This is a genomic window from Planomonospora sp. ID67723 (assembly GCF_015711605.1).
GTDB lineage: Bacteria > Actinomycetota > Actinomycetes > Streptosporangiales > Streptosporangiaceae > Planomonospora_A.
In genome coordinates, this window is sequence record NZ_JABTEZ010000004.1 from 716,105 (window position 1) to 741,484 (window position 25,380).

Genomic DNA, 25,380 nt, shown 5'->3' on the forward strand with positions numbered 1-25,380 from the left:
TGAGCGGATGCTCCGCCCATGGGTGGCCGTCTGGAGCTTCCCCTCAAACCGTGAACGGTCAGTGCTGGGAGACCCAGTGCAGCGACAGGTCCGTGGCCTTGCGCTCGGCCCTGATCTCCATCCACTCGCCGAGGATTGTGGCGTGGTCCATGACGATCAGGGCGCCCTGGTCGTCGTAGGTCGTCCGTTCGCTGACGAAGACCGGGCTGCCCGCCGGGTGCTGCAGCCGCGCCGCGACCAGGGCGGTGAGCAGGGCCGGCCTGACCCGTTCAGTCGCCCGGTGCACTCGCGCGCCGACGTCGGCGAGGGCGGTGTACAGCGGGGTCTCGGTGAAATCGGTCCTCTTGATCGCCGAGGCGTGCGGCTCGACGATCCAGGAGATCTGGTGGACGGCGGGCCGGCCCAGCAGATGCCGTACGCGTGCCAGCCGGAGGGCCCTGGGGTCGGCCGGCGCGTCGCCCAGCAGCCGGGTGAGCGAGCGCGGGGCCTGCCGGATGGCGGCCGACAGCACCTCGGTCCGCAGGGGGTAACCCTGCCTGCGTAGATCGTCGCCGAGACTGCGCAGCGTGTCGAGGGGGTACTGCGCACTGGCCGGTGTCACATAAGTGCCGCGGCCGGCCCGCTGGACGATCAGCCCTTCACCGCTGAGGACCTGCAACGCCTGCCGCAGCGTCATCATCGTCACGCCGTAGAAGGCGCTGAGCTCACGCTGCGCGGGCAACGCCTCGCCCGCGCGGTAGTGGCCCGACTTGATCTTGTGGGTCAGGTCGTCGGCGATGGCGCGGTAGCGGGGCGTACTGCTCATCTGGCTCCCTGGTCGAGTGCGCGTCGAATGCTCGCCACGTATTCTCCCAGCTCGCGTGGCGGGGCGCCGTCGAGGAGCTTGCGCATCAGCGCCGAAGCAACCACGACGCCGTCGGCATGACCCGCCAGCTCGGCGGCCTGTGCCGGGTTGGAGACCCCGAAACCGAACAGGACCGGCCGGTCGGTGAGTCCCTTGAGCTCGCGGCCGAGCCGGGCGGCCTGCTCGGGAATCTCGCCGCATTCGCCGGTGGTGCCCATACGGGTCAGTGCGTAGACGAAGCCCCGGCTGCGCTCGGTGATCTCGCGCAGTCTGGCCCGGGAGGAGGACGGAGCGGCGAGCAGTACGAGATCCAGGCCCTCGGCCGCCGCGGCGTCCGCCAGCTCCCCGACCTCCTCCAGGGGCGAGTCAGGCACGATCAGCCCGCGCAGCCCGCTCGCGGTGAGCCGCGCGCAGAACTCCGCGGTGCTCTGCTGCACCACCAGATTGCTGTAGGTCATCGCGATGAGCGGCACGTCGGCCTCGAGCGCCGCGACCTTCTCGAGGATCCCCTTGACCGTGGTCCCGGCCGCGATCGCCCGGTCGGAGGCCTCCTGGATCGTGACGCCGTCCAGCATGGGGTCGGAGAAGGGGAAGCCCAGTTCGACGGCGTCGGCTCCGGCGTCGGCGTAGGCGTGGACGACGTCCGTCCACCCGGGGGTGACCCCGGCGGTGACATAGGGCACCAGCAGGGGACGCCCCGTGCCACGGCGTGCGGTCAGGAATTCTTCCAGGGATTGGGTCACAGCAGCTCCTTGATGGAGGCGATGTCCTTGTCTCCCCTGCCGGAGAGTGTCAGCATCACGGTCGACCCCGGCGCGATCTCGCCGGACTTGGCGGCCCGGATCACCCAGGCCACGGCGTGTGAGGACTCCAGTGCGGCCAGGATCCCCTCGGTGCGGGCCAGGCACAGCAGCGCCTGGATGACCTCTTCGTCGTTCACCGTCTCGTAGCGGGCGCGCCCCCTGTCGCGTAGATGGGCGTGCTCGGGGCCGATCCCCGGATAGTCGAGGCCGGCCGCGACCGAATGGGCCTCCCTCACCTGGCCGTTCTCGTCCTGGAGGACCAGCGAGCGGAAGCCGTGCAGCACCCCGGCCTTGCCGAAGGTCGCCGCCGCACCGCCCTCGGCCTCGACCCCGATGAGCCGGGCAGTGGTGTCGACGAAGCCGGCGAACGTGCCCGCAGCGTTGGAGCCGCCGCCGACGCAGGCGACCACGTAGTCGGGCACACCGACGGGGAGTTCGGCGGCGCACTGGGCGCGGGCCTCCTCGCCGATCACCCGCTGGAACTCGCGCACCATCCACGGATAGGGATGCGGGCCCATCACCGATCCGATGCAGTAGTAGGAGGTGTCCGCCGACGACACCCAGTGCCGCATCGCCTCGTTGCAGGCGTCCTTGAGGGTGCGGCTCCCGGTCGTGACCGGCACGACCTCCGCGCCCAGCACGTTCATCCGCAGAACGTTGAGCTCCTGCCGTTCGATGTCGCGCTCGCCCATGAACACGGTCGCCTTGAGGCCCAGGAGCGCCGCGGCGGTGGCCGTGGCGACGCCGTGCTGGCCCGCGCCGGTCTCGGCCAGCAGCCGTTCCTTGCCCATCCGGTGAGCGAGCAGCGCCTGGCCGATCACATTGTTGATCTTGTGCGAGCCGGTGTGCGTGAGGTCCTCGCGTTTGAGGAACAAGGTGACGCCGAGCTCATGGGAGAGCCGCCAGGCGGGGGTCAACGGAGTGGGGCGGCCGGCGTAGACCGTGAGCAGGGTGTCGAGCCTGCTGCGGAACTCGGGGTCGCTCCAGGCCTCGCGGAACGCCGCCTCGATCTCGTGGCAGGCCGGGACCAGCGACTCCGGCACGTACCTTCCGCCGTAGGTTCCGAACCGGCCGGTGACGCCGGGGTCGCTCATCGCGCGGGCGGCGGGCACCGTGACGCCCTGCCGGCCGGACCGGGATACCTCGCCCATGATCGTCTTCCCTCTCTCGACTGTTCTAGAACAGTAGCCCAGGGCCTCCGGTCGGCAAACCCCGGATCCCGGGGAGCCGGCAGCAAGGGACCGGCGGCGCCTCGGGCGGGGTGGTGGCGTGAGGCGGCCGAGGGCGTGCGCTTCGCCCTGACCCCACCCGGTGCTTCGGGCAACGACCATCTGCCTGGCGGTGTCGCTGGCGCTGGAGGAGGTGATCGGAGAAGCGGCCCGGCCCCGCGCGGGGAGGCCGGGAAGCACGGCTTCCCCGCCGAACCGTCACCGGTTCGGTAGCTCCGGACCGGCCGTTCTGTCGTCGCTCAAGCCCTGACACGTTCGGGAGCGGGACGTCATGCAGGAAGGCGGGATCGAGATGGCCGGTGTCGCCGATGAGGGTGATCCGCATACGGCGGCTCGGCCGGCCATGGCGGGGTCTGTCACCCCGGGCGGTTGTCGGTCCCGGCGTCGCGGGTTTCCTTGGGGTGGGTGTAGAGGATTTCGCGGGCTTGTTCTGCGGCGCGGGTGAATCTCTCGCTGACGAAGTCGAGGTAGCGGGCGATGCTCTCGAGGCGGGCGGCGGCCGGGGTGTCGCCGCCGAGGACGCCGACGCCCTGCCGTGCGACCTCGACGAGTTGGGCGAGGGACCGGGCGCTGGCGATCGTCGACTGGTGCCAGAGGTCGTTGTCGACGACGTAGCGCTCGCGGCGGCGTTCGTCGCGTTCCCGGCGGACGAGGTCCTGGCTCTCCAGGAAGGCGATCGCCTTGGAGATGGACGCCGGGCTGACCTGGAGGCGGTGGGCCAGCTCGGCCGCGGTGAGGCTGCCGGCGTCGGTGGTGTAGAGGCAGCTCAGCACCCGTGCCATCAGCTTGGGCAGGCCTGAAGCCATGAGGACGGTGGTGAACGTCTCCTCGTACTCACGGACGGCCTCGGCGTCGCGTCCGTGCGGTTGCGGGGCCGCCTGCGCCCTGGCGGGGGCGGTCTGCCTGCGTCGGCGGGTGCGGCGTTCGGTGGCGCGGTGAGCCAGGTCGGCCCGGTAGGCGGTGGGGCCGCCGTTGCGCATCACCTCGCGCGTGATCGTCGAGGTCGGCCGGTCGAGGCGTCTGGCGATCTCCGCGTAGGCCAGACCGTCGGCCAGCCCCAGCGCGATCTGCTGGCGGTCCTGCTGAGTGAGCCTGCCTCCCGGCATCATGGCCTCCCTGATGTTCCCTGGCGATCGCCGACGACTCCACCATAGCGTTCACCCTCAACTCATTGCAACGATCGGAGTGTCTGTCGTTGCGTTAAATCTCAACCCATTGCAACATTCTTGTGGCGCTTACCTGCATGAATATGATTCTGAAGCAAAGATCTTGTTGCGAGATTTTGGAAAGCAACGTAGCTTTTGCATTGTTCGAAACGACCAGCCGCAAGGAGAGAACAATGCAGAAGTTCGACACCCCCGCCCCCATCGCCACCGTCCTGGACATCCCCGCCGGGCGTGTGCAGGTCATCGCTGCCGAGCGCGCCGACACCGCGGTCGAGATCCTGCCCGCGAACGCCTCCAAGAGCCGTGATGTGAAGGCGGCCGAGCAGACCACGGTCGACTACCGCGACGGCGTCCTGCGGATCGAGACGCCGGTGAAGAACCAGGTCCTCGGCTCCTCCGGGTCCATCGAGGTGACGGTCCAGCTGCCCGCAGGTTCCCGGATCGAGGGCAAGGCCGCCAGCGCCGAGTTCCGGGGCGTCGGACGCCTCGGCGACGTCGTCTTCGAGGGCGCGTACGGCCAGATCAAGATCGACGAGGCCGCGAGCGTCCGCCTCACCGCCGTCGCCGGAGACGTCGAGGTCGGTCGCCTCAACGGCCCCGCAGAGATCAGCACCAGCAAGGGCGACATCCGGATCGCCGAGGCCGTGCGCGGCACGGTCGTGCTGCGCGCCCAGTCCGGTGCGATCTCGGTCGGCGCCGCCCCCGGCGTCTCGGCCTCGCTGGACGCCGGCACCTCCTACGGCCGCGTCAGTAACGCGCTCAAGAACGACGGCGCCGCCGAGCTCGACATCCACGCCACCACCGCCTACGGCGACATCACCGCCCGCAGCCTCTGAGGAGCAGCCTCTGAGGCTGCTCCTCAGAGGAGCACCCGTCATGACGAGCCTGGCCACCTCGTCGAACGGGCTGCGCACGTCCTACCGCGACAAGGTCGTGCTCGACGGTGTCGACCCGGCCGTCCCGAAAAAAGATCTTCTCCCTGCCCGGTCCTTACAAGTGCGGAAGAGGCGATGTCCTCAGCTCGGGGTGACGAGCGCCGACGAAGGAGGCGTTCGTCACTTTCTTCCTCCGACTTCCTCCGAAGGACAAAGCCATGCCAGCCACCCCCCTGCCGACCAGACCGGCAGGCCGCCGGATCTGGGCCGACCTGCCGGTCGGCGCGAAGATCACCAGTGCTGTGCTGCTCGCACTGGCGGCCTCCTCCGCCGCCAACCTGGTGACGCTATCCCAGACCAGCCAGGTCCGCTCGGCCGGTCAGTCGATCTACACCGGAAACGTCCAGCCCATGGTCGTCGCCTCGGACCTGCGCGACACCTTCCGCCTGCTGCGGCTGGACCAGAACGTGATGGTCATGATGAAGCCGGGCTCGGAGGCCATCGCCTCCAAGGCCGCCGACGTCGCCGAAGACATCGAAGCGATCAATGACCTGGCCACCCGGTACCGGCCGGTCGCCGCCGCGCCGCAGACGGTGGACGCATTCATCGAGCAGCTCGACGCCTACACCGCGATCTCCTCGCAGAAGATGATCCCCGCGGTGCTCAAGGGTGATGTGGCGACCTATTCGGCGGTCAAGGACGGCGAGGCGCTGCCGCCCTACAACGCGGCCAAGGACCTGCTCAAGGAGATGCTCACCGCGGAGGAGAAGGAGGCCGCGGCCACCGCGGCCGACCTGGACGCCGAGTACGACCGCGCCGTGGCCTTCTCCCTGGCCGGCCTGGGCATCGCGGTGATGCTCGGCCTGGGGCTGGCCCTGTGGGTGGCCCGGGGCATCAGCCGGCCGCTGCGCCGCGTCGCCGACGCGCTCAACGCGGTGGCCGACGGAGACCTGACCACCGAGGTTCCCGACACCGCCAGCCGTGACGAGGTCGGCATGATGGCCACCGCGTTGTGCCGCTCGCTGACCGCCATGCGCCTCAGCGTCGACCACGTCAAGGCCCAGGCCGGGCAGCTCACCTCCGCCTCCGCCGACCTGACCGGCCTGGCCACGCGCATCGAGTCCGGCGCCACCACCACCGCCACGCAGTCGCACAGCGTCGCCGGCGCGGCCAACGAGGTCTCGGCCAGTGTGCAGACCGTGGCGGGGGCCAGCCAGCAGATGAACGCGGCCATCGCCGACATCTCCCGCAGCGCCGCCAGCGCGGTGGAGGTCGCGCAGAAGGCGCTGGCCGTCGCCTCCCAGACCAACGCCTCGGTGGCCGCCCTGGGTACGGCCAGCAGCGAGGTCGGCGACGTGGTCAAGGTGATCAACAGCATCGCCGAGCAGACCAACCTGCTCGCCCTCAACGCCACCATCGAGGCCGCCCGCGCCGGCGAGTCGGGCAAGGGCTTCGCGGTCGTGGCGACCGAGGTCAAAGAACTGGCCCAGGAGACCGCCAAGGCCACCGAGGAGATCAGCCGCAAGATCGCCGCGATCCAGGCCAGCAGCGGCGAGGCCGCGCAGGCCCTGTCGGAGATCACCGAGATCGTCGAGCAGATCAACGAGCACCAGACCACTGTGGCTTCGGCGGTGGAGGAGCAGACCGCGACCACCCAGGAGATCAGCCGCAGCGTCGGCCAGGCGGCCGACGGAATGGATCACATCGCGCGCAGCGTCGCCGACGTCTCCCATGCGGCAGAGGAGTCCAACACCGGCGCGATCCAGGCCGCCCAGGCCGCCAAGGACCTGGCTGAGCTGGCCCACGGCCTCACCGCCGCGGTCTCCCGCTTCCGCGTCTGAACCGCTCGTCGCATGGCAGTACCGCAGGGTGCGGCGGCCCGCAACGGCCGCCGCACCCTGCACCGCCGTCTCATGCCGGAGCACGGTGATCTCGGCATTCTGACCGTCTCACTCCGGCCCAGCAGCGCGGCCTCCCCTATTCCGGAACGGCTGGCCCCTGCTTCGGGGTAAAGCCGCCGTTCCGGTCTGCGCGCCTGCGATCTGATCGATAACGTGACGTCGTCGCCTGCCGTACCGCCGATCACGGGGAAGGCGCCCCCGGCTGGGAGGGAAGATGACCGCGACCGCGGATTCGGTGCGTCCGATGCCCTTCGACGCGCTCTGCCCGCTGGTGGGGGTGGAGGAGGAGTACCTCGTCGTCGATCCGCTGACGCGCGCGGTGGCGCCGAGGGCGGCCGAGGTGCTGGAACGCGCCGCCTGCGAGCTGGGCGGACAGGTCAGCTCGGAGATCACCCGGTTTCAGGTGGAGGCCAAGACGACGCCGTGTGCGCGCGCCTGCGAGCTGGAGGGGAAGATACGGCGGATGCGGGCGGCGATGGCCGCTGCGGCCCGCGGGGAGGGGCTCGCCGTGGTCGCCTCGGGTACGCCGGTGCTGGGCGAGGTCGTCCCGCCGCCGATCACCGACGACCCCCGCTACGAGGTGGGCATCGCGACCTACCGGGCGCTCCATGACGAGCAGGCCATCTGCGCCGGGCACGTCCACGTCCACCTGCCGGACCGGGAACGGGCGGTTTTGGTGGGCAACCACCTGCGGCCGTGGTTGCCGGTGCTGCTGGCGATGACGGCCAACTCCCCGCTGTGGGCGGGCCGTGACACCGGTTATGCCAGCTGGCGGACCCTGTCGTGGGGGAAGTGGCCGGTGGCCGGCCCGCCGCCGTACTTCGCCTCCCTGGCCGAGTTCGAGGAGGTGATCGCCGCGCTGACCGAGTCCGGGGCTCTGGTGGACCCGGGGACGATCTTCTGGGATGTACGGCCGTCGGCGCGGCTGCCGACGCTGGAGGTCCGGGTGGCCGACGTGCCGGCCACCGCCGGGGAGTCGGTGCTGCTCGCGGCCGTGGTGCGCGGCCTGGTGGTGACGTCCCTGGAGCGGGTGGAGCGTGGCGACCTGGGCCCGCGGCTGTCGGCCGAGCGGCTCCGGGTGGCCTACTGGAGGGCGGCGCGTGATGGCTTGGAAGGGCACGGCGTCGATCCGGTCACCGGCCGGCTGCGGCCCGCCGGCGAGTTGCTCGCCGCGCTGCTGCGGCACATCCGCCCGGCCTTGGAGGAGACCGGCGACCTGGACATGGTCGGCCGGCGGATGGAGTGGCTGCGCGCCGCCGGAACCGGGGCGGCGCGCCAGCGCGCCGCCCTCGACCGGCGCGGGCGGCCCGTCGATGTGGTCGACCACCTGGTGGAGCGGATGGTGGATCAGGACGACCCGGAGGTGCGGGACTGAGGATCCCCCGGCTCACCGGGGGCGAGCCGGGCGGCCAGGAAGTCGCACAGCGGCCGCACGTGCCGCGCGGGATCGAGCCAGCGGGCCATCAGATCCTCCAGCAGGTGCTGCTCGGCGACCTGCTCGCGGTACCGCCAGGCCCGCACGACCGGGTGGAGGAAGGCGCTCTCGTCGGCCCGTTCGGGAGTGGGATGCCGCTGGATGGCGAACACGTCGGGATACTCCCGGCGCCCCCATCGCAGGGTGACGGTGAAGTACAGGGCATGGCCGCAGAACCGGTCGACCGCGTAGTCCTCCGGCAGGTCGGCGTAGTGCGTGATGCTCCCCGTGGTCTCGTCGACCACGTACACGTCACACAGGTACTCGAACTGCGTCCACAACGCTGAGCTGTGGTTGACCCGCTCCAGCATGGCGGCGGTCAGCCCGTCGGGGTCGGACGGCACGGTTCGCCGCTCGAGCGGGACACCGTCATAGCGCTCGCGCAGCAGGGCGGCCATGGTGCGCAGGTTGTAGCGGAACCCGTCGATGAACGCCGAGGAGGCGCGTTTGAAGTCGCGGGCCTGCATCAGGGTGCCCGCGAAATACAGCCCGTCGACGTTCACCGACCGGAAGTCGGGGCGGATCGCCGGAAGCCGTCCGCCGGGGGCGCGTTCGGGTAGGCAGGAATCGTCGAAGACGGTGGAGTCCATGGTGAAGCCGGTGCAGCGCAACACGCTGTCGTACTCCAGCAGCGCCTGCTCACCGTCGGCGAGGGTGTAGGTGATGGCGGCCTTGAAGTGGTCGCCGTCGCGCCAGATCCGGTCGATGCGGCACTCCAGCACTCCGTGCAGGGTCTTGAACCAGTAGCTGTCCAGCAGCGCGCCGTACTGGCCGCGCACGTGGCCGGGGTGCTTGCTCGTCCAGGCCAGACGCACGGGGCTCGGGCTGGCCAGGTGGATGACGGCCGCGTGACCGAGCATGGCCTGGGCGGTCTCGAACGCCGAGTTGCCCTTGCCGATGATCAGCACCCTCTGGTCGGTGAAGTCCTCCCCGGAGACCGGCATGTCCTCATATCCCCGGGCCAGCTCGATCCCGGGGATGTCGGGGATGTACGGCCCGCCCCAGCCCGTCGCCATGATCACGCACTCCGCGTGGAAGACCCGGCCCGCCGCGTGCACGGCGAAGCGCTCCCCGCTCTTCTCGATCCGGTCGACGGGGGTGGAGAAGCGCACGTTGAGCCGGTGCCTGCGCTGAAAGTCCTGCAGGTAGCGCACGAGGTCGTCCGCCCGGGGGAAGTACTCCTGCGAGTAGCGGGGGAACATCAGTTCCTGCTCGTCGTTGAGCAGCGAGTTCCAGTCCCAGCGCAGGGCGATCTCCGGATCCTTCTGGCCGGTGTGGACCTTGTTCAGCGAGATCAGCCTGCGATGACGCGGATAGCGGCGGAAGAACCCGCCGGGTGCGGCCTCGCGCTCCAGGGTGAGGTAGTCGGCCCCGGCGCGCTGCAGGAAGTAGCTGAGCTGCAGCCCGCCCGGGCCGGCACCGACGATCAGATAGCGATGGGTGTGCCCGTCGGCTCCGGCCGTCATCGGCTCTGCTGCCCCGCCGGGACGGCCGCACGCGTGTATCCGCCCGCCACGATCACCTCGGCCATCGCCGCGTAGGCCGCCGGGTCATCGGGGGCGGCGGCCAGGTCCGCGCGCACCTTCTCCACCAGCTCCATCCCCTCGGGCAGCGGCACCTCCACCAGCTGGTTCAGGGGCAAAGCCGTCTCCGGGCGGAACCGGAACAGGCCGCGGATTCCCGGATCGTCGGAGGTGAGGGCGATATGCGGCATGGCGCTCCTTATAGGGACGCATGGAAAATGCTCTTATGTGACGAACGAATCCGCCCGACCGGTCTCGATGATCGCTACACCACCACCCGGCTGTCAATGCCGGATTTATCCACATCCTCCACCTGATGGACTGCTGTCATTTCCTGAACCGGCACGGCCGTATGGCCATACGGTAAGTCTGATATTACCGTATTGTCTGCCAATGTGGATCAAGGTAGCGTCACCCGTATTCCGGAATCCTCATCCCGTCGCAAGGAGCTCCTTCATGTCAGAACACCCGAACATCGCGGTCGTCCGCGACAGTTACGAGGCTCTCGCCAAAGGCGATCTGGACCGCTTCCGCGATGACCTGCTTGCCGACGATGTGACCTTCCACATCCCCGGCCGGGGTGCGCTGGCGGGCGACTACCGCGGCAAAGCGGCGGTGGCCGACTACTTGTCGCGGTTCGTCGAGCTGGGTGGCGTGCTGAGGTTCGAGCCGGATGCCTTCCTGTCCGATGACAGCCAGGTGGCGGCGCTGCTGCGCATCCGCGGAGAGCGCGAGGGCCGGATCCTGGACGAACGCGGCGTGCACGTGTTCCGCGTCACCGACGGCAAGATCAGTGAGCGCTGGAGCTTCCCTCAGGACACCTACGTCGTCGACGAGTTCTTCGCCTGACCGCCTGGGGGCCGTTGACCGCGTACGGCGCGCGGTCAACGGCCTCCGCCGCCCCTCCTCACTCCTGGCGCAGTGCGTCGACGAGCACGGCCACATACCCCTCGGTCCGCTGCGCCCGCTCGGCATAGTGGGAGGGGTCGTCCGAGGCGACCGTGCCGAGCCCGTCGACGTAGCGGTTGAACATGCAGAACGCGGCCGCGATCAGCACGGTGTCGTGGATCTCCACGTCGGTGGCGCCCTCGCGCCGGGCGTCGGCGACCAGTGCCGCGGAGACGGCCCTGCCGCTCTGCTGGACCGCGCCGGCGATCGCCAGCAGGGCCTTGAGCTTGGCCGAGATCGGTGCGGCGGCCAGGTCCGCGCGCACCTTCTCCACCAGCTCCATCCCCTCGGGGAAGCGCACCGCGGTGAACGCCGCGTGGGTGTAGAAGCAGAAGCGGCATTCGTTCAGCGCCGACACGTAGGTGGCGATCAGCTCGCGCTCCCCCCGCGACAGGGTGCTCTCCCCGCACAGCAGCACCTCCACCAGCTGGTTCAGGGGCAAAGCCGTCTCCGGGCGGAACCGGAACAGGCCGCGAACCCCCGGTTCGTCGGAGTCGAGGGCGATGTGCGGTCTGGAGGCCCCCTCATGGTTGACCCAGGTCTCCGGCTCCGGCCACTGGATTTCACATGAGGCCAGGTCGGGCAGGACGGTGATCGACGGCCTGACGGTGTCACGGAAACCGAAGGGACGAGCCACTGCATTCGTCATTCCTCACACCTTTCATGCACTTTCCGGTTTTCCTAACACCTTCGAATGTGCGCCCTCTGGACCCCAGAAAACAGGCAAGGCAGGATCAACATGTTGTTCGTGTGTGAACCGCTTCCTGCCAGCTCAACGCTTGACGTCCCTAATGTGCCTGAAGTAAGCCGACATGGATAATGCGCAAAGAAATCATTTATGCGATACATGTCTGGTTTAGGGTGGACGGGTTTGCCGACCGGGCCTCTCCGCACATGTCGAAGGTTCACCCGTCCAGGTCAAGCCGCATGCCGGCACCCCGTGAGGCGGCGTGGCACCCGTACCGGCGGAGACGACGAATCTGCTCCGCCGGCCACGCCGTCGGATCCACGCTGTCGGGTACGGCCACCACGTGATCCTTCGATCCTGATGTCGCAATCACGAGGGATCACGCGATGGCCGTACCCATGTCCGACGCCGCGAAGGCCGGTCGGCCGCGAGGACTCGGCCAAACGGCGGGGGCCGTTGAGCCTTCTTCTCGCGAGCGCCTTGTGTCCAAGCCCTGGCAGCGTGGACACGAGGCGGTTCTGAGTCGTCGCTAGACAGCTGACTTGTCGAGGATGGCCGCCACTTCCGCCGCCCTGAACACGAACCCCGCATGTGTGGTGTCCAGGGTGTGGACGTCGTAGGGGTTGCCGGGAGTCAGTGCATCCGCTTCGGCGATCAGTCTGTCCTGCATGGCTACCGGAATGGATCGGTCACCGGTGAGGCGAACGTAGGTGCGGGCGATCGTGCCCCAGGTGTCGGCGTGACCACGGGCGTCGGCCATCATCACCGCGATCGACTCGTCCGGCTGCAGGATGTTGAGGAAGGCCCTGAACTGCTCGTCGGTGACGTCGGCCATGGTCGCCGCCTTGAGGCCTGCCAGCAGCGCCGGATCGGCGGTGCGGTAGTTGGCCCGGCCGACGCCGAGCCGGGCCGGATCTCCGACGTTGAACGCCGCCAGGGACGGCATCAGGCTGTCTCCGAACTCGGGCTCCTGCATGTACTCAATCGGGTTCGACCGTTGCACGCACGCCCACGCGGAGATGTACACCAGCCGATCCACCAGGCCGGGAATCGTGTTACCGACTGCGGTGACGGTTGCCCCTCCCAGGCTGGCGCCCACCAGTACCACCGGCCCGTACCCGGCCACACGGCGGACGACGTCGACGACCATGTCGACGTTGTCCTGGAGGGTGATCCCGGCCAGTGTCGACGGCTCGATCGCCCACGCATCGAGATCCTGCGGAGCCTGGTAGGCGACGGGGTATTGCGCGTCGAGGCCATGGCCCGGCAGGTCGACGGCGAAGCTGCGGTGGCCGAGCAACGCGAGTTCGCGCTGGATGGAGGACCACATGAACGCGTTGGAGCCGGAACCGTGGACCAGCACGAACGTGGGAGAGGCGCCGGAAACGGATCGAGGGTGCGACGAGCCGGTTGAGATAGATGACACGCGAATCAGTCCAATCGGATGGAAGTGGGGGCGGACACAACGTGGTGCCGGATGCCGGCGCGTTGAGCCGCTGATGAGATGGCGGGCGTACCCGCCGGTGAGTTCGCCGGGACCCGGTGACGACACAGGCGATCGTGGACGCGGCACCGGCCCGGACCACGGCAGAGCGCCGAGGACGGAAGGCGGCTGCGTGCGCCGGTGCGGGCGCGTGAACGAAGGGCCGGGCGGGCGAAACGCGGCGCGCGGAACTCAGGCCGCGACGTTATAGCGGGATCGCCTCAACCGCCGCTGATCGCTGAGCGACCGGTGGGACACCGTCTCAGGCAGTCCGAAGGCGGATGAACGTGTAGATCATGATCGAGACCATATCAGGTGGCAGATCTCGGGCGCGACGGGCAATATCGTGCGTCGCGTATCCCGAGAATGTATGTCGCGGTAAGCGCGACGGCACGGTCCTCGTCGTGTGACAGATCGGCGAGGGCTCGTGACGCCGCGGTTCCCGGGATCTCCGCGAGCGCCTGTGTCAGCCGCCGGCGTGCAGGCGATTCGACGCTGCCGTGGGCCAGGCGATCAACAAGCCCGGCAGTGATCTGATCCGCCGATGCGGGACGGCTCGCCAGCACGCTCAGGGCGTCGGCTGCGTCGACGTCGTTCGTCCCCTCGGCGACGATATCGATGAGCGTCGGGATCGCGTCGGCCACTCCACGTGCCCCGAGTGCCAGAGCCGCATACCTGCGGACCGCGATGTCGGGGTTCGCGAGGGCGTCCTGCAGCAGTGCGGTCGCCTCACCGTTCGGAATCTCGGCGATGGACTGGACGGCACGTCTGCGCACCTCGGCTGCTGGTGAGCCGAGGCCCTCCGCCAGCAGCGCCAAGCCGTCATCGCCCGACTGCGCCAGAGCCCAGCGGAGGGCTCCGGCGACGTTCGGGTCCGTTTCGCCCAGCGCTGCCTCGACCAGTGCCTCCACCGGCACCGCAACCCCTTCGGCCGAGGACAGGGCCGCGCGCTGGCGCTTGCCGGCGCTCTTCGACCCCAACGCCTGCAGGAGGGCGACGACCTGGAGGACGTCCTCCCAGCCGGCGGGTTCCACGGCGTCGATCCGACGCAGTCGCGTGAGCAACTCCGTCTCAGCCGCAATGCGTTCTCGTGTCTGGCGGATGAGGTTGTCGACGAGCTCCGAGGGCGTGAAGTCGGGATCGTCGAGCGCGCGCCTGACTTCACCCAGCGACAACCCCAAGGATCGCAGGCTCTCGATATGGAAGATCCGCCGAACGTCCTCGCTGGAGTACTCCCGATAGCCTGCGCGGCTACGGCCCGTTGGCCGCACCAGGCCGAGCGAGTCGTAATGCCTGAGCATGCGGGCGCTGACCCCGGACCGTCGTGCCACATCACCGATCAACACGGCCTATCGCTCCTCCTTGCCGGTGCCGCCGAGGGCTGCGACGCGCTTGGCCTCCTCGATCGCGAACTCGAATCCGGCATCAGGGTCGCGCAACAGCCGTTCCGTGGCGATCGCGTGTGCGCGCACACGCGGGTCGGGATCCGTCATCGCAGCGCGCAGCGTGGGCACGATCACCTCACCGAGCGCGACCAGCGCCCGGCTGAGGCTCAGCTGCATCCCGCGCTCGCCGCGCCCGAGCTGTTTCGACAACACTGCGGCCAACCGGGGCTCTTCACCGTCGGGCACGAGCACGACCGCCGCCCGCCAGGCGCTCCGCGCCACCTCATCGTCGGCGTCGGACAGAAGCGCCGGTGTGATCGCCGGCCACGCTTGCCGATCCCCGATCTTGGACAGTGTGTGCAGCGCCTGGCTTCGTGCCTGCGCACGCTTCGAGCGGAGTTCATCGATGAGCGCCGGGACCGTCATGGATGCCGAGTGTCGGGTGAGTGCCCACGTCAGCATATCGCGCACATAGAATTCGGGTTCGATCGCGCATCGTTCGATGAGCTTGTCGACGAACCGCGGGCCAGGGGTCGTACCGATCGCCATCGCCGCCCGCAGCCGCACCGACGAGCGGCTGTCCTCCAGCTCCTGGAAAGCTCGCATCGTATCCGCGTCCTGTTTCCGCATGGTCATCGGGACCACCTCCTTGGCAGCAGTGAAGACCTTGTCACTGTGTCAAGGTCAAGCGGGATCACGCCGCGGGATCGCAGGCACCCCGGCCCCGCTCGGGTCCGCGTCACAGAGAAACCGGGTTCCGGCCCACTTTCGACGACGGGGTCGCCTCCGGAGGGGGGACCAAGTACGACCACAAGGGCCGATAGGGCCGGTCAGCGCCTTGACGGGTCGTGGGTTCGCCGGCCCCCGCGAGAAGTGACGCACCGGCCCGTGGAGAAGGGCCGTCGCCCCTTTCTGCCGTACTTGGTCCGCGCCCGTCAGGGACGTCGGAGCATGGCGCGGATGCCGCTCAGGCGCCGGTCGGCCGGTACGCCAGGACGGTGACGCCGGAGTCGAAGGTGGTGCTGTCGACCGGTTCGATGCCGGTGGTGCTGGCGGGGCGGAAAAGGGGCTCGCCTTCGCCCTTGAGGACGGGATAGATCCAGATGCGGTACTCGTCCAGCAGACCGCGCTTGGCCAGGTCGTCGGTGAGGCGGCCGTTGCCCCAGATCAGGATGTCCTCGCCGTCCTGCTCCTTGATCTTCGCGACCTGCCCGGCCAGGTCGTCGCCGGGGATGACGGTGGTGGGGTTCCAGGCGGAGATGTCGACCGGCTGCGAGGCCACGACGTACTTGGTTATCGCGTTGACGTGGTCGGCGTAGGGGTTGCCGCCCATGTTCGGCCAGGCCTGGGCCATGCCCTCGTAGGTGACGCGGCCCAGCAGCAGCGCGTCGCAGCCGGTGGTCATGGCGAAGGCGTAGGCCATCGCGTCCTCGCTGTTGTACTGCATGGACCACAGGTGCGGGTTGTCGATGAACCCGTCGAGCGTGGTGTAGGTGGAAGCGATGATCTTACGCATGGGGACTCCCTGGGATCATGATGAAAGGGTGGGATGTCGCCGCCAGCCGGCGGCTGCCGGGCTGCGAGGGCCGGCCGTGGTGCGGGGTGGCCGCCTTCACCCGGCGGTGCGGGCCGGCTCCGGGCGGCGCTGTCGACGAAGTGGTCGTCGAAGCAGTCCTGGGTGTCCGGGAGGCCGTGCGGATCGGCTTGGCCGTGTCGGATGCGGTCGAGCAGGCGGAAGCAGGCGAACCGTTCCGCGCCCCGGGGTCATCACGATCAGTACGTCCGCTCGCTTCGTCAGGCACGCGTTCGGAATCATGGGCGGACTCTACGAGGAGACGTGCCTGGTCATGGGCCACTTGCCGCCGGTTTTACCGATGGTCTCGCGGGGCGGCCGCCCCGCGACCCGGAGATGTCCCGTGCCGGACCGCCTCCCACGGCCGCATCTCCTCGTCCTCGCCGGCGCAGTGAGCAATCAGGCATAAGAGAGGCCCTCGGGTGCCGACTTAAGCTCGGCCCATGCCAGGTGAATACCCTCTCGAGCCCGACGGCCGGCAGATGCGCGCCATGGGCGCGGCCGCGGTCGAACTCGCCGCCGAATTCATCAGCGACATCCCCGAGATGCTGAACGACCTGGACGGGTCGCTCGAAGCCGCGGCCGCCCTCCGGGAGGCCGCCCCCGAAGACGGTGAGACTCTGGAAGAGGTGCTCGGAGTCGTCCGGCTCGGCGCCAGGAAGTCGTACAACAACAGCGGGCCGGGCATGCTCGGCTACGTCCCCGGCAGCGGGCTGTACGCGTCGGCCGTCGCCGCGTTCCTGAGCGCGGCGACGAACAAATACGTGGCGCTGTGGTCCGCGGTGCCGATGTACGCGCAGATCGAGGCGACCACGGTCCGCTGGCTGGCCGACATGGTCGGGTATCCGGACTCGGCCCGCGGCGTGCTGACCTCGGGCGGTACGACGTCGGTGTTCTCCGGTCTGGTCACCGCGCGCGCGACCAAGCTGGGTGAGGACCTCACCGGCGCGGTGCTGTATGTGACCGAGGAGACGCACCACGCCGCACTCAAGTCCGCCATGCTGGCCGGGCTGCCCCGGCGTGCCGTCCGGACGGTGCCGACCACCGACGCCCTGTCCATGGACGCCGCCGCCCTCGACCGCATGGTCACCGAGGACGAGGCGGCCGGGCTGCGGCCGTTCTGCGTGGTGGCGAGCGCGGGCACCGTCAACACCGGCGAGATCGACCCGCTGCCCGAGCTTGCCGCGATCTGCCGCCGACACGGACTGTGGCTGCACGTGGACGGTGCGTACGGCGGCGCCTTCCTGCTCACCGAGCGTGGCCGCGAGGCCATGCGCGGCATCGAGCTGGCGGACTCCGTCACCCTCGACCCCCACAAGGGCTTCTTCCTTCCCTACGGCACGGGCGCCCTGCTGGTCCGGGACGGCAGGCTCCTTCGCGACGCCCACCACTTCGATGCCGCGTACCTGCAGGACGTCGCGGAGGAATCAGAGATCCCGAACCTCTCGGAGTACTCGACCGAGCTGAGCCGTGATTTCCGCGGCCTGCGGTTGTGGCTGCCCATCAAGCTGTACGGCCTGGCGGCGTTCCGCACCGCGCTGGACGAGAAGCTCGACCTGGCCCGGTACGCCTACGACGAGCTCAAGGCCGTCCCCGGGCTCGAGGTGCCCTGGTCGCCGAAGCTCAGCATCGTGGCCTTCCGCTACGTCCCGTCGAGCGGTGACGCGGACGAGGCCAACCGGCTGCTGCTGGAGAAGATCAACGAGTCCGGGCGGATCCACCTGTCCAGCACCATGATCCGGGGCTCGTTCTTCCTCCGGATCTGCGTGCTGTCCTTTCGCACCCACGAGGACAGGATGGCCGAAGCCATCGAGATCATCCGCAAGGCCGTGGCGGAACTGCCGTAAGGCCGTCTCGCGGCGGCGGGGCCCCGCTGTGACGGGGCCCCGCCGGGCGGGACCTCCGACACCGGTGTGGCCGCCGGGCGCAGCAGCGCCCGGCGGCCACACCGGTGAATCGTCTAGCAGTGGATGATCGCGCCGTCCCAATCCTCCTCCGGGCCGAAGAACCTGCGGGGCTTCAGCACGCTGCGCTGGCCCGTCAGGACTTCGTGCGGGATGAAGGTGCCGACGTCGACGGGCTCGACATCGGACGGGACGTCGAATGTCCGTACCAGCAGGTCGTGCAGCTCCCTGCGGGCCGCCGCGGCGTGCTCGGGTTCGACCTCGATCTGCACGACCAGGCGGTCGGGGTGCGCCTGGCCGCGCCAGAAGATCACTCCGTACTCCGCGGGCAGCTGGAAGACCGCTTCCTCGACCTGCGCCGCGGAGAGCTGCTTGCCGGCGATCTCATAGTCGTGGGAGATGCGGCCGAACACCTTGATCGTGGGAAGCTTCCAGCCGCACTCGCAGGGCTCGTAGCGCAGCTCCACATGGTCCTCGAGGTCGTACCTGATCAGCGGCATGGCCTCCTGGTAGAGGGTGGTGACGACCAGTTGCCCCGTGCCCTCCCTGGCGAAGGTTCCCGACGCCGGGTCGTAGATCTCGGGCAGCAGCCTGTCCGCCCAGAAGTGCATGGCCCCTGCCGGGCAGGTGCCGGAGACCGAGCCGATCTCGGTCGAGCCGTAGACATCGAGGACGGGGACGCCGCCCCAGAGCTCGGAGATCCTGGCGCGACGGGCCGGACCGAGCGGTTCGCCCGCGGTGTAGAACGCCCGCAGCGCCGGGAAGTCCCTGTCCGGCCGGTGGCCGGCCACCCGCGCCGCCGCGGACCAGAGCAGGCATTCGAAGGGCGTGGACCAGGTGAGGGTCACCTCCGCGTCGCGCAGGATGCGGACCAGCGCCGGATACGGGGAGGCCAGGGTGCGCGCGTCCGCGGCGATCACCGTCGCGCCGGCGGTGAGGCCTGCTTGGTGCGCCAGGTGAGCGGCCATGACCAGCGCGTACGAGATGCGCACCAGGAGCGTGTCGTCACGGGTCATCGGGATCGGATTGCGCAGGAAGCGATCGACCATCTCGGCCCAGTCCGCCGCCGTGTAGAACGTCGGCGTGGGAACCGGCGCCCCGCTGGTGCCGCTGGATTCGTGGTAGGTGACCAGCTCCGCCTTCGGTACGGCGAGCATGCCGAACGGATAGGTCGACCGGAGGTCGGGTTTGCTGGTGATCGGGACATCGTCCAGGTTCCAGATGCCGTCGCCGGCGGCCCGTCGCCGGTAGAACGGCGACTCGTACGCCCGCTGCAGCGCGGTGCTCAGCAGCTTCTCCTGAACCTCGCGAAGCTGCTCGAAGCTGCGCCAGTGGCCGACCGGGTGCAGTGCCTCTTTCATGACTTCCCGTCCTGTTCTAGTTGACGGTCTCGATATCCGGCCGGGCGACCGAGGTGAAGCCTTCTATCTCCACCAGGAGGTCCTCCCTGCAGATATCGGCGATGACGTACACGACCTCGCTCTTCGGGCCCAGAGCCGCCGAACAGATCTGCCGGACGGTTTCGACGTCCTGCGGTCGTTTGATGTACACCTTCACGCAGTCCAGATCGTGCAGAGTGAGTTCCGCGTCGATGCCGTGGTTGCGCAGATTTTTTCCGGACACCAGCTCTGCGATGTTCTCGAGCGTGGTGCGGGTCTGCCGTTCGATGTCTCCCTCGTGCACCGTCCGGTGCCCCAGGATGCTCGCCGTCCCGGAAATGAAGAGGTCGGCGAACCGGCTGTCGCCCTCGGCAGCGACATAGGTCGCCCGTGCGAAGCACGGCGCCTCGGGGCCGTAACGCTCGGGGTATTCGTAGGCCGGGATCTGCCGGGGATTCTCGATTCTGATGACTTCTCGGGAGCGGGTGGCCAGGAAATAGATGGTCGTGTGGTCGTCGTGCCCGCCGATGCCGGTCGCCGCCGGGATGTCTTTGACCGTCAGGCCGCGCTGTTTGAAGACCTGTGCCCGAGCCTGGCAGAACTCGCCGTACCTGTCGGTCGCGACCTGTTCCGCGGCCTGCCCGGTGATTCCGCCGACGATGTTCCACACCCGTGCGATCTCCGGATAGCCCAGGCGGTCGAGAAGCTCGAATGCGCGCAGATATGCATTCTTCGTGGTGGCGGCGTAGGCGGCGTCGTGGCGGATCCGGCCGCCGCAGAACAAATAGCGTCCGTCGTGTGCGTAGACCAGTTCATCGTGGAACCCGGACACGACGTCACGACTGCTTCTCCATACCTCCACGCGTCCCGTCGCAGCCGTGTCGGGAACCGCGATGGGAAGCGCGGGAAAACCGTTGTGCAAGGATGGCGGTTCGCTGCCGTATCCATGCGATATCACGCCGAGTACGCCGTTCGATGTGGAAGGCGGATCGTCCTGGAAACGACATATGAGATCAGGGAGGGTGGTGGTGACGGGCACTGCGGCTCCTTCCTGGCGCATGACCGTGAGCGCCGACGAAGCGCTATCGCCAAGCGCTCAACATTCTTCACAGGACAGGAACCGCCAAGCATCTCTGGAACTGCTATTCGACGTTCCGGACACCGGGAGGACTCGGTGAGCCGTACGGCGGCTCAGCCGGCCGATGCGCGCCGTCACCCCGGACGGATCGTGCGACCGCGCCGGCGGCGTCGGGGCCGCCCGTCGCCGGTGACGCCGTACTCGGTGCAGCGTGCCGGGCGGGGTGCCGTACGGCTACGCTGGCGGCGGCCTGCGCGATACGGATCTCGCGGGATGCCCATCGGGGTGCCGCGATCGACACCCTCCGCAGTCATCGGACGTCATCACGGGCTTCGGACCTGAGGACGAACGGTGGAAGAAAGAGGTGGTCGGTGTCCGATCTCGGTCGGCTGGAGCCGCGGGATCCACAGTGGATCGGTGTCTATCAGCTGGTCGGAGTCCTCGGAGAGGGCGGCCAGGGGACGGTCTACCTCGGCCACGATCCCTCAGGCCGGCGAGTGGCCGTCAAGGTCCTGCACGCCCGGATGGCCGCCGAGGACGCCGTCCGGGAGAGGTTCGAGCGGGAGGCGGCCCTGGCCCGCCGGGTGGCGGCGTTCTGCACCGCCCAAGTGCTGGAGGCGGGCATCAGCGACGGGCGACTCTACCTCGTCAGCGAGTATGTCCCCGGCCCGTCGCTGCAGCATCTGGTCACCGCCGAAGGGCCTCGTGCCGGGGGCGGGCTTGAGCGCCTGGCCGTCGCCACCGCGACCGCGCTGGCCGCCATCCACCGGACCGGGATCGTGCACCGTGACTTCAAACCGGCCAATGTGATCATGGGGCCGGAGGGCCCGGTGGTCATCGACTTCGGCATCGCGCGGGCCGTGGAGACGAGTACGACCCGTTCGGCGCTGGTGGGCAGCCCCGGCTACATGGCACCGGAGCAGCTCTCCGGCCGGCCGGCCGGTCCGGCCTCCGACATCTTCGCCTGGGCCGCCACCATGGCCTATGCCGCGACCGGGCGCCCGGCTTTCGCCGGACAGCACCCGGCGGCGGTGATGACCGCCGTCTTGACCCGCGAGCCGGACCTGACCGGGGTTCCGGAGGCGCTGCGGCCGTTGCTGGCCTCATGCCTGGCCAAGGACCCCGCCGTCCGGCCCGATGCCGCTCAGGTGCTCGCCACTCTGACCAGCGGTGGCGCCACCGTCGCCAACGGCGGGAACGGGCTGCAGCCGGCGGAGTGGACCGCGCCCGCGCCGATGGTCGCCGGCAGGAGAACCGGCGTGGCCGAATCCCCTCGGCATCACGGAGGGGCGCGCAGCCTCTACGCGGCAGGTCTCGTGTTCGGTACGGCGCAGGTCGCGGTGATCTACGGTGGCGCCTTCGGCGATCTCAGCGAAACGGCTCTGCTGAAACTCGCACCGCTGTGGATCTCCTCTCTGGCCTTCGGCGGCAGCGGGCTGCTGATGCCGCGGCCCACCCCGATCAAGGCGGGCGTTGCCGCCGTTGCGGTGGTCCTCCTCGCGGTGGTCCTCTACGGGTTGCTGTGGCCTCTGTTGTAGTGCGACGGTATCGACCCCGATGTCCGGGCCGGCACGATCTTCGCCCTGCTCGGGCCCAACGGCGCCGGATGGACGTGTCCCGGGCCGCGGTGCTGAACGCGCACGTGATCGCGACCATGCTGCGGACCCTGAAGCCCTGCGCGGGTTCCTGACCGGCGCGCCGTCGACGGGCACGACCGTCGCGGCGACCGCCTGGTGCGCCGGGCTCGCGTTGATCGGCTACCTGTGGGCGCGCACGTCGTTCACGAAGCGAGTGTGATCTCGGCCAGCTCGCGCCAGTCCCGCCGCTTCCCGTCACGGATCGCCTCGGCGAACACACGTTCGCTGAGGCGATCGCGTGTCTCCGCGGTGATCCGGCAAGCGTCCGGCAGCGAACGATCCGGCGTGCCGCGCACGACGTCGCTCGCCGCGAGCAGCCGTACGGCCTGCTCGTAGTCGCCCTGGCGCAGCGCGAGATCCGCGATCCCGATCAATATGTAGGCGATCGTCGGTGGATGCGTGTGCTCCAGGGTCGTGGCCGCACGCAACGCCTCTTCCCGATACGCGCGGGCCTTCTCCAGATCCTCGGTGAGGTAGGCGTACAGGTCCATGGTCGCGGCACGGATGGAGCCGGCCAGCTCCGCGTCGCCCAGAACCGCCCGCACCGTGGCCAGGTGCTCGCGTGCCTCGTCCGGCTCACCGCGCCAGCGCGCCAGCTGCGTCTTCGCGAGCGCCAGCTCGGCGAGCGCGTCCGGCCAGGCGATCCCGCCCGCGCACCGCTGCGCTTCCGTCATGGCGGACGCGCTGGACCGCTCGTCGCCGAGCAGCCAGTACAGCTGAGCCTGCCGTGCCCGCATGCCGACCACGTCCTCGGTCGCGCCCACCTCGGTCATCGCCGCGATCGCCTCTTCGTAGAGTTCGCACGCGCGTGCGAACTCGCCGCGCGAGGCGCGCCGATCGGCCAGGAAGGTCAGCGCCAGCGACATCCCCATCCGGTCGCCCATCGTGCGGAACTCGGCGAGGGCGATCTCGGCGTCGAGGTCCACGTCGGTCTCGTCGCCGCCGAGCACGAGCCGGAATCGGCCACGGGTGAGTCTGGCCTGCGCGCGCACCCACGGATCGTCATTGACGATGAGCGGCTCGATCGCGGGCAGGAACTCCGTCGGGCCCCGCAGCGTCGCCTCCAGCAGCCCGGCGAACCCGATCAGCGGGTGGCGGGACCCGCTGTGCCGGGCGAGCCGGTGTGCCTCCTGGATCCACTCGCGCGCCTGAAACTGGTCTCCGCTGACCCCGGCGGTCACGAACATGGTCACCATGAGGTACGCCAGCGCCCGCACCTCGTCGGGCGCCTCACCGGGCAGCGAGGCCGCCGCGATGCTCAACTCGGCGCCCTCGGCCCGGTGTCCGCTGAGGTACCAGTACCAGCCCGCCGCCGCGGCCAGCCGCATCGCCTCATGGGCCCATCCCTCGGCGATCGCCCCGCGCAGGGCCGTACTGATGTTGTCGTGCTCGGCCTCGAGCCTGGACAGCCACTCCAGCTGCTCGGCCCGGCGCAGGTACGGCTCGGCCGTCTCGGCCAGCTCGGTGACGTAGGCGAGGTGCGCCCGGCGTGCCGGCTCGGTCTCCCCGGCTTCGGCCAGTCGCTGCGCCGCGTACTCCCTGATGGTGTTGAGCATCCGGTAACGCGGTGCGTCTTCGCCCTCGGCGAGCAGCAGCGACTTCTCCATCAACGCGGTCAGCGCGTCGAACACCGGCTCTCCGGCGATCTCGTCCCCGCACACCCGCTCGGCCGCTTCCAGGCTCACCCCGCCGGAGAACACCGAGAGCCGCCGCAGCACGCCGCGTTCGGCCTCGGACAGCAGATCCCAGCTCCAGTCCACGACCGCGCGCAGCGTCTTGTGCCGGGGAAGCACCGTACGGCTGCCGCTGGTCAACAGCCGGAACCGGTCGTCGAGCCGGCGTGCCAGCTGATCGACGGACATGGTGCGCAGCCGCGCCGCGGCCAGTTCGATCGCCAGCGGTATCCCGTCGAGCGCCCGGCAGATCCGCGCCATGGCCGACAGGGTGTGCGCGTCGGAGCCGATGTCCTTGCGCACCAGATCCGCGCGGTCGCGCAGCAGCCGCACCGCGGGTGAGGACCCGGCCTCGGAGGGGCCCGCTCCCTCCGCGGGCAGTGCGAGCGGCTCGACCTGCCACAGCACCTCCCCGGTGATACCGAGCGGTTCCCTGCTCGTGGCTAGAATCCGCAGCCTCCGGCACTCGCCCAGCAGCCGGTCCGCGAAAGCCGCGGCCGCCTCGATCACGTGCTCGCAGTTGTCCAGAACCAGCAGGATCGCGCGCTCCCGGAGCGCGGCGATGAGCCGATCCATCGGTTCCCCGGCCCGCGCCTCACCGAGCAGCGCCTGGTCACGCAGGCCGATCGCGGTAAGGGCGGCCTGCGCCAGGTCGCCGCCTGCCTGCACCGAGGCCAGTTCGACCAGATACGCCCCATCCGGCAGCTCGGTGAGCATCGTCCGCGCGGTCTCGGCGGCCAGCCGTGTCTTGCCGGAGCCACCCGCTCCCGTCAAGGTGACCAGCCGATGTCTGACGGCCAGGCCGGCGACCGCGGAGATGTCGTCGTCCTTGCCGACGAAGCTCGTCAGCTCGGCGCGCAGGTTCGTCCTGCGGTTCTCGGCCCGCTCGCCCAGCTCGCCACGGAGCAACGCGGTGTGCAGCGCGGAGAGCTCGGCCGACGGATCGGCGCCGAGTTCCTCGGCGAGCCGCTCGCGCGTCCGCTGGTACAGGGTCAGCGCCTCGTTCCCACGTCCCGCCTCGGCGAGTGCTCGCATCAAGGCCGCCACGAACCCCTCCCGCAGCGGATACGTGGCGACCAGCTCGGTCAGCTCGGAGACCAGCTCCGAGCCGCGGCCGAGGCGGATGTCCGCCTCCACCCGGTCCCCGAGGGCGGCGACGTGGAGTTCGTTCAGACGCGCGACCGCGGCGTCGAACACGTCGCTGTCCTGCAGCGCGATGTCCGCCATGGCCGTACCGCGCCACAACGCCAAGGCCGAGCGCAGCAGATCCGCCCGCGCCGCGGGCTCGGCGGCACGGGCCTGAGCGACCAGATGCTCGAACCGGCACACGTCCACGGCGTCAGGAGCCACGGCCAGCCGGTAGCCGCCGGACTCCGCCTCGATCACACCGTCCGGCAACACCCTGCGCAGCCTGGACACCAACGCCTGCAAGGCGTTCACTTCGTCCGCGGGCGGCCGTTGCCCCCAGATCCAGTCCACCAGCCTCGCGCGCGTGACGCTCCGGCCGGGTTCGAGGGCGAGTGCGGCCAGCAGGGCGCGCAGCCGAACCCCAGGAACCTCCACCACGGCCCCATCGGGGTTCCGGACCTCGAACGGTCCGAGCAATTCGACTCGCACATCAGTCATTGTGCCGAACCGTGGCGACGTCCCGAGCCGGTTGCCGGGCTGGGTCGGCTCCGGCTCCGGCGCGGTCGAGCCCTCCTGGACGATCACGACGCCTGTCACCGCACCGGCCGTGGAGCACGTGGTCCGCGCCAGCGGGGCGTTCGCCCAGGTGGCGCCGGGGAAGATCGGACTCGATCGGATCGCGTCGGGTT

At 69.6% G+C, this 25,380-nt stretch carries 20 protein-coding genes; 6 read left to right on the forward strand and 14 right to left on the reverse strand.

The window, feature by feature from the left end; all coding sequences use genetic code 11:
* Positions 1 to 58: 58 nt before the first annotated feature.
* The 4 genes from HS041_RS30050 to HS041_RS30065 form a co-directional block, all read right to left on the reverse strand.
* On the reverse strand, positions 59 to 805 hold the full coding sequence (locus tag HS041_RS30050; RefSeq protein ID WP_196444182.1) for a GntR family transcriptional regulator: 747 nt from the start codon (positions 803 to 805) through the stop codon (positions 59 to 61).
* Positions 802 to 1,587 carry a tryptophan synthase subunit alpha gene (gene trpA, locus HS041_RS30055; RefSeq protein ID WP_196444183.1) on the reverse strand — a complete coding sequence of 262 codons (786 nt, stop codon included), beginning with the start codon at positions 1,585 to 1,587 and terminating at the stop codon, positions 802 to 804. Before trpA ends, HS041_RS30050 begins: the two co-directional genes overlap by 4 nt.
* Positions 1,584 to 2,798, reverse strand: coding sequence for a tryptophan synthase subunit beta (gene trpB, locus HS041_RS30060; RefSeq protein ID WP_196444184.1), 1,215 nt, complete (start codon positions 2,796 to 2,798; stop codon positions 1,584 to 1,586). The genes trpA and trpB overlap by 4 nt, the downstream gene beginning before the upstream one ends.
* Positions 2,799 to 3,232: 434 nt before the next feature.
* The gene (locus HS041_RS30065) at positions 3,233 to 3,982 is read right to left on the reverse strand and encodes a helix-turn-helix domain-containing protein (RefSeq protein ID WP_196444386.1); all 750 of its coding nucleotides are present in this window, start codon (positions 3,980 to 3,982) and stop codon (positions 3,233 to 3,235) included.
* Between the two features lie 233 nt (positions 3,983 to 4,215).
* Between HS041_RS30065 and HS041_RS30070 the strand changes: the two genes are divergently transcribed.
* The 3 genes from HS041_RS30070 (at position 4,216) to HS041_RS30080 (ending at position 8,193) form a co-directional block, all read left to right on the forward strand.
* Positions 4,216 to 4,878, forward strand: coding sequence for a DUF4097 family beta strand repeat-containing protein (locus tag HS041_RS30070; RefSeq protein WP_196444185.1), 663 nt, complete (start codon positions 4,216 to 4,218; stop codon positions 4,876 to 4,878).
* 257 nt (positions 4,879 to 5,135) lie between these two features.
* Positions 5,136 to 6,758: a methyl-accepting chemotaxis protein gene (locus tag HS041_RS30075; protein ID WP_196444186.1), complete on the forward strand. Its 1,623-nt coding sequence runs from the start codon at positions 5,136 to 5,138 to the stop codon at positions 6,756 to 6,758.
* Positions 6,759 to 7,032: 274 nt separating this feature from the next.
* Positions 7,033 to 8,193, forward strand: a complete 1,161-nt coding sequence (locus tag HS041_RS30080; protein ID WP_196444187.1) for a carboxylate-amine ligase — start codon at positions 7,033 to 7,035, stop codon at positions 8,191 to 8,193.
* On the opposite strand, the gene HS041_RS30085 is transcribed toward HS041_RS30080, so the two are convergent.
* Together HS041_RS30085 and HS041_RS38880 are read right to left on the reverse strand one after the other, a co-directional pair.
* A complete protein-coding gene (locus tag HS041_RS30085; RefSeq protein WP_196444188.1) occupies positions 8,166 to 9,758 on the reverse strand; it encodes an NAD(P)-binding domain-containing protein in 1,593 nt (530 codons plus the stop codon). The two genes, HS041_RS30080 and HS041_RS30085, sit on opposite strands and share 28 nt — an antisense overlap.
* A complete protein-coding gene (locus HS041_RS38880) occupies positions 9,755 to 10,006 on the reverse strand; it encodes a hypothetical protein (RefSeq protein ID WP_230879859.1) in 252 nt (83 codons plus the stop codon). Before HS041_RS38880 ends, HS041_RS30085 begins: the two co-directional genes overlap by 4 nt.
* A 265-nt stretch (positions 10,007 to 10,271) precedes the next feature.
* Here HS041_RS38880 and HS041_RS30095 point away from each other — a divergent pair, with 265 nt between their 5' ends.
* Positions 10,272 to 10,664: a nuclear transport factor 2 family protein gene (locus HS041_RS30095; protein ID WP_196444189.1), complete on the forward strand. Its 393-nt coding sequence runs from the start codon at positions 10,272 to 10,274 to the stop codon at positions 10,662 to 10,664.
* 58 nt (positions 10,665 to 10,722) lie between these two features.
* Here HS041_RS30095 and HS041_RS30100 read toward each other — a convergent pair whose 3' ends face one another.
* From HS041_RS30100 to HS041_RS30120, 5 genes are all read right to left on the reverse strand, one after another.
* Positions 10,723 to 11,412 (reverse strand): carboxymuconolactone decarboxylase family protein, encoded by a 690-nt coding sequence (locus HS041_RS30100; protein WP_196444190.1) that lies wholly within the window; start codon positions 11,410 to 11,412, stop codon positions 10,723 to 10,725.
* Positions 11,413 to 11,980: 568 nt separating this feature from the next.
* Positions 11,981 to 12,814, reverse strand: a complete 834-nt coding sequence (locus HS041_RS30105) for an alpha/beta hydrolase (RefSeq protein ID WP_196444191.1) — start codon at positions 12,812 to 12,814, stop codon at positions 11,981 to 11,983.
* A 431-nt stretch (positions 12,815 to 13,245) separates the two neighbouring features.
* The gene (locus HS041_RS30110; RefSeq protein ID WP_196444192.1) at positions 13,246 to 14,280 is read right to left on the reverse strand and encodes a HEAT repeat domain-containing protein; all 1,035 of its coding nucleotides are present in this window, start codon (positions 14,278 to 14,280) and stop codon (positions 13,246 to 13,248) included.
* Positions 14,281 to 14,283: 3 nt separating this feature from the next.
* Positions 14,284 to 14,955, reverse strand: a complete 672-nt coding sequence (locus tag HS041_RS30115) for a HEAT repeat domain-containing protein (protein ID WP_196444193.1) — start codon at positions 14,953 to 14,955, stop codon at positions 14,284 to 14,286.
* A 331-nt stretch (positions 14,956 to 15,286) separates the two neighbouring features.
* Positions 15,287 to 15,835 (reverse strand): dihydrofolate reductase family protein, encoded by a 549-nt coding sequence (locus tag HS041_RS30120; RefSeq protein ID WP_196444194.1) that lies wholly within the window; start codon positions 15,833 to 15,835, stop codon positions 15,287 to 15,289.
* Between the two features lie 500 nt (positions 15,836 to 16,335).
* Between HS041_RS30120 and HS041_RS30125 the strand changes: the two genes are divergently transcribed.
* On the forward strand, positions 16,336 to 17,739 hold the full coding sequence (locus HS041_RS30125; protein WP_196444195.1) for a pyridoxal phosphate-dependent decarboxylase family protein: 1,404 nt from the start codon (positions 16,336 to 16,338) through the stop codon (positions 17,737 to 17,739).
* Positions 17,740 to 17,852: 113 nt separating this feature from the next.
* Here the strand turns inward: HS041_RS30125 and HS041_RS30130 are convergent, their stop codons facing one another.
* Both HS041_RS30130 and HS041_RS30135 read right to left on the reverse strand, forming a co-directional pair.
* Complete coding sequence (locus tag HS041_RS30130; RefSeq protein ID WP_196444196.1) at positions 17,853 to 19,157, reverse strand: phenylacetate--CoA ligase family protein; 1,305 nt, start codon at positions 19,155 to 19,157, stop codon at positions 17,853 to 17,855.
* 16 nt (positions 19,158 to 19,173) lie between these two features.
* Positions 19,174 to 20,214 carry an FkbO/Hyg5 family chorismatase gene (locus HS041_RS30135; RefSeq protein WP_196444197.1) on the reverse strand — a complete coding sequence of 347 codons (1,041 nt, stop codon included), beginning with the start codon at positions 20,212 to 20,214 and terminating at the stop codon, positions 19,174 to 19,176.
* 410 nt (positions 20,215 to 20,624) lie between these two features.
* Here HS041_RS30135 and HS041_RS30140 point away from each other — a divergent pair, with 410 nt between their 5' ends.
* A complete protein-coding gene (locus HS041_RS30140; protein ID WP_196444198.1) occupies positions 20,625 to 21,791 on the forward strand; it encodes a serine/threonine-protein kinase in 1,167 nt (388 codons plus the stop codon).
* A gap of 242 nt (positions 21,792 to 22,033) precedes the next feature.
* Here HS041_RS30140 and HS041_RS30145 read toward each other — a convergent pair whose 3' ends face one another.
* Positions 22,034 to 25,180 carry an AfsR/SARP family transcriptional regulator gene (locus HS041_RS30145; protein ID WP_501224837.1) on the reverse strand — a complete coding sequence of 1,049 codons (3,147 nt, stop codon included), beginning with the start codon at positions 25,178 to 25,180 and terminating at the stop codon, positions 22,034 to 22,036.
* Positions 25,181 to 25,380: the final 200 nt, after the last annotated feature.

Excerpts from the sequence above, each read along its gene's own strand:
- HS041_RS30050 (WP_196444182.1), bottom strand. The coding sequence starts at position 805 with ATGAGCAGTACGCCCCGCTACCGCGCCATCGCCGACGACCTGACCCAC.
- trpB (WP_196444184.1), bottom strand. The coding sequence starts at position 2,798 with ATGGGCGAGGTATCCCGGTCCGGCCGGCAGGGCGTCACGGTGCCCGCC.
- HS041_RS30065 (WP_196444386.1), bottom strand. The coding sequence starts at position 3,982 with ATGCCGGGAGGCAGGCTCACTCAGCAGGACCGCCAGCAGATCGCGCTG.
- HS041_RS30070 (WP_196444185.1), top strand. The coding sequence starts at position 4,216 with ATGCAGAAGTTCGACACCCCCGCCCCCATCGCCACCGTCCTGGACATC.
- HS041_RS30075 (WP_196444186.1), top strand. The coding sequence starts at position 5,136 with ATGCCAGCCACCCCCCTGCCGACCAGACCGGCAGGCCGCCGGATCTGG.
- HS041_RS30080 (WP_196444187.1), top strand. The coding sequence starts at position 7,033 with ATGACCGCGACCGCGGATTCGGTGCGTCCGATGCCCTTCGACGCGCTC.
- HS041_RS30085 (WP_196444188.1), bottom strand. The coding sequence starts at position 9,758 with ATGACGGCCGGAGCCGACGGGCACACCCATCGCTATCTGATCGTCGGT.
- HS041_RS38880 (WP_230879859.1), bottom strand. The coding sequence starts at position 10,006 with ATGCCGCATATCGCCCTCACCTCCGACGATCCGGGAATCCGCGGCCTG.
- HS041_RS30095 (WP_196444189.1), top strand. The coding sequence starts at position 10,272 with ATGTCAGAACACCCGAACATCGCGGTCGTCCGCGACAGTTACGAGGCT.
- HS041_RS30100 (WP_196444190.1), bottom strand. The coding sequence starts at position 11,412 with ATGACGAATGCAGTGGCTCGTCCCTTCGGTTTCCGTGACACCGTCAGG.
- HS041_RS30115 (WP_196444193.1), bottom strand. The coding sequence starts at position 14,955 with ATGACCATGCGGAAACAGGACGCGGATACGATGCGAGCTTTCCAGGAG.
- HS041_RS30120 (WP_196444194.1), bottom strand. The coding sequence starts at position 15,835 with ATGCGTAAGATCATCGCTTCCACCTACACCACGCTCGACGGGTTCATC.
- HS041_RS30125 (WP_196444195.1), top strand. The coding sequence starts at position 16,336 with ATGCCAGGTGAATACCCTCTCGAGCCCGACGGCCGGCAGATGCGCGCC.
- HS041_RS30130 (WP_196444196.1), bottom strand. The coding sequence starts at position 19,157 with ATGAAAGAGGCACTGCACCCGGTCGGCCACTGGCGCAGCTTCGAGCAG.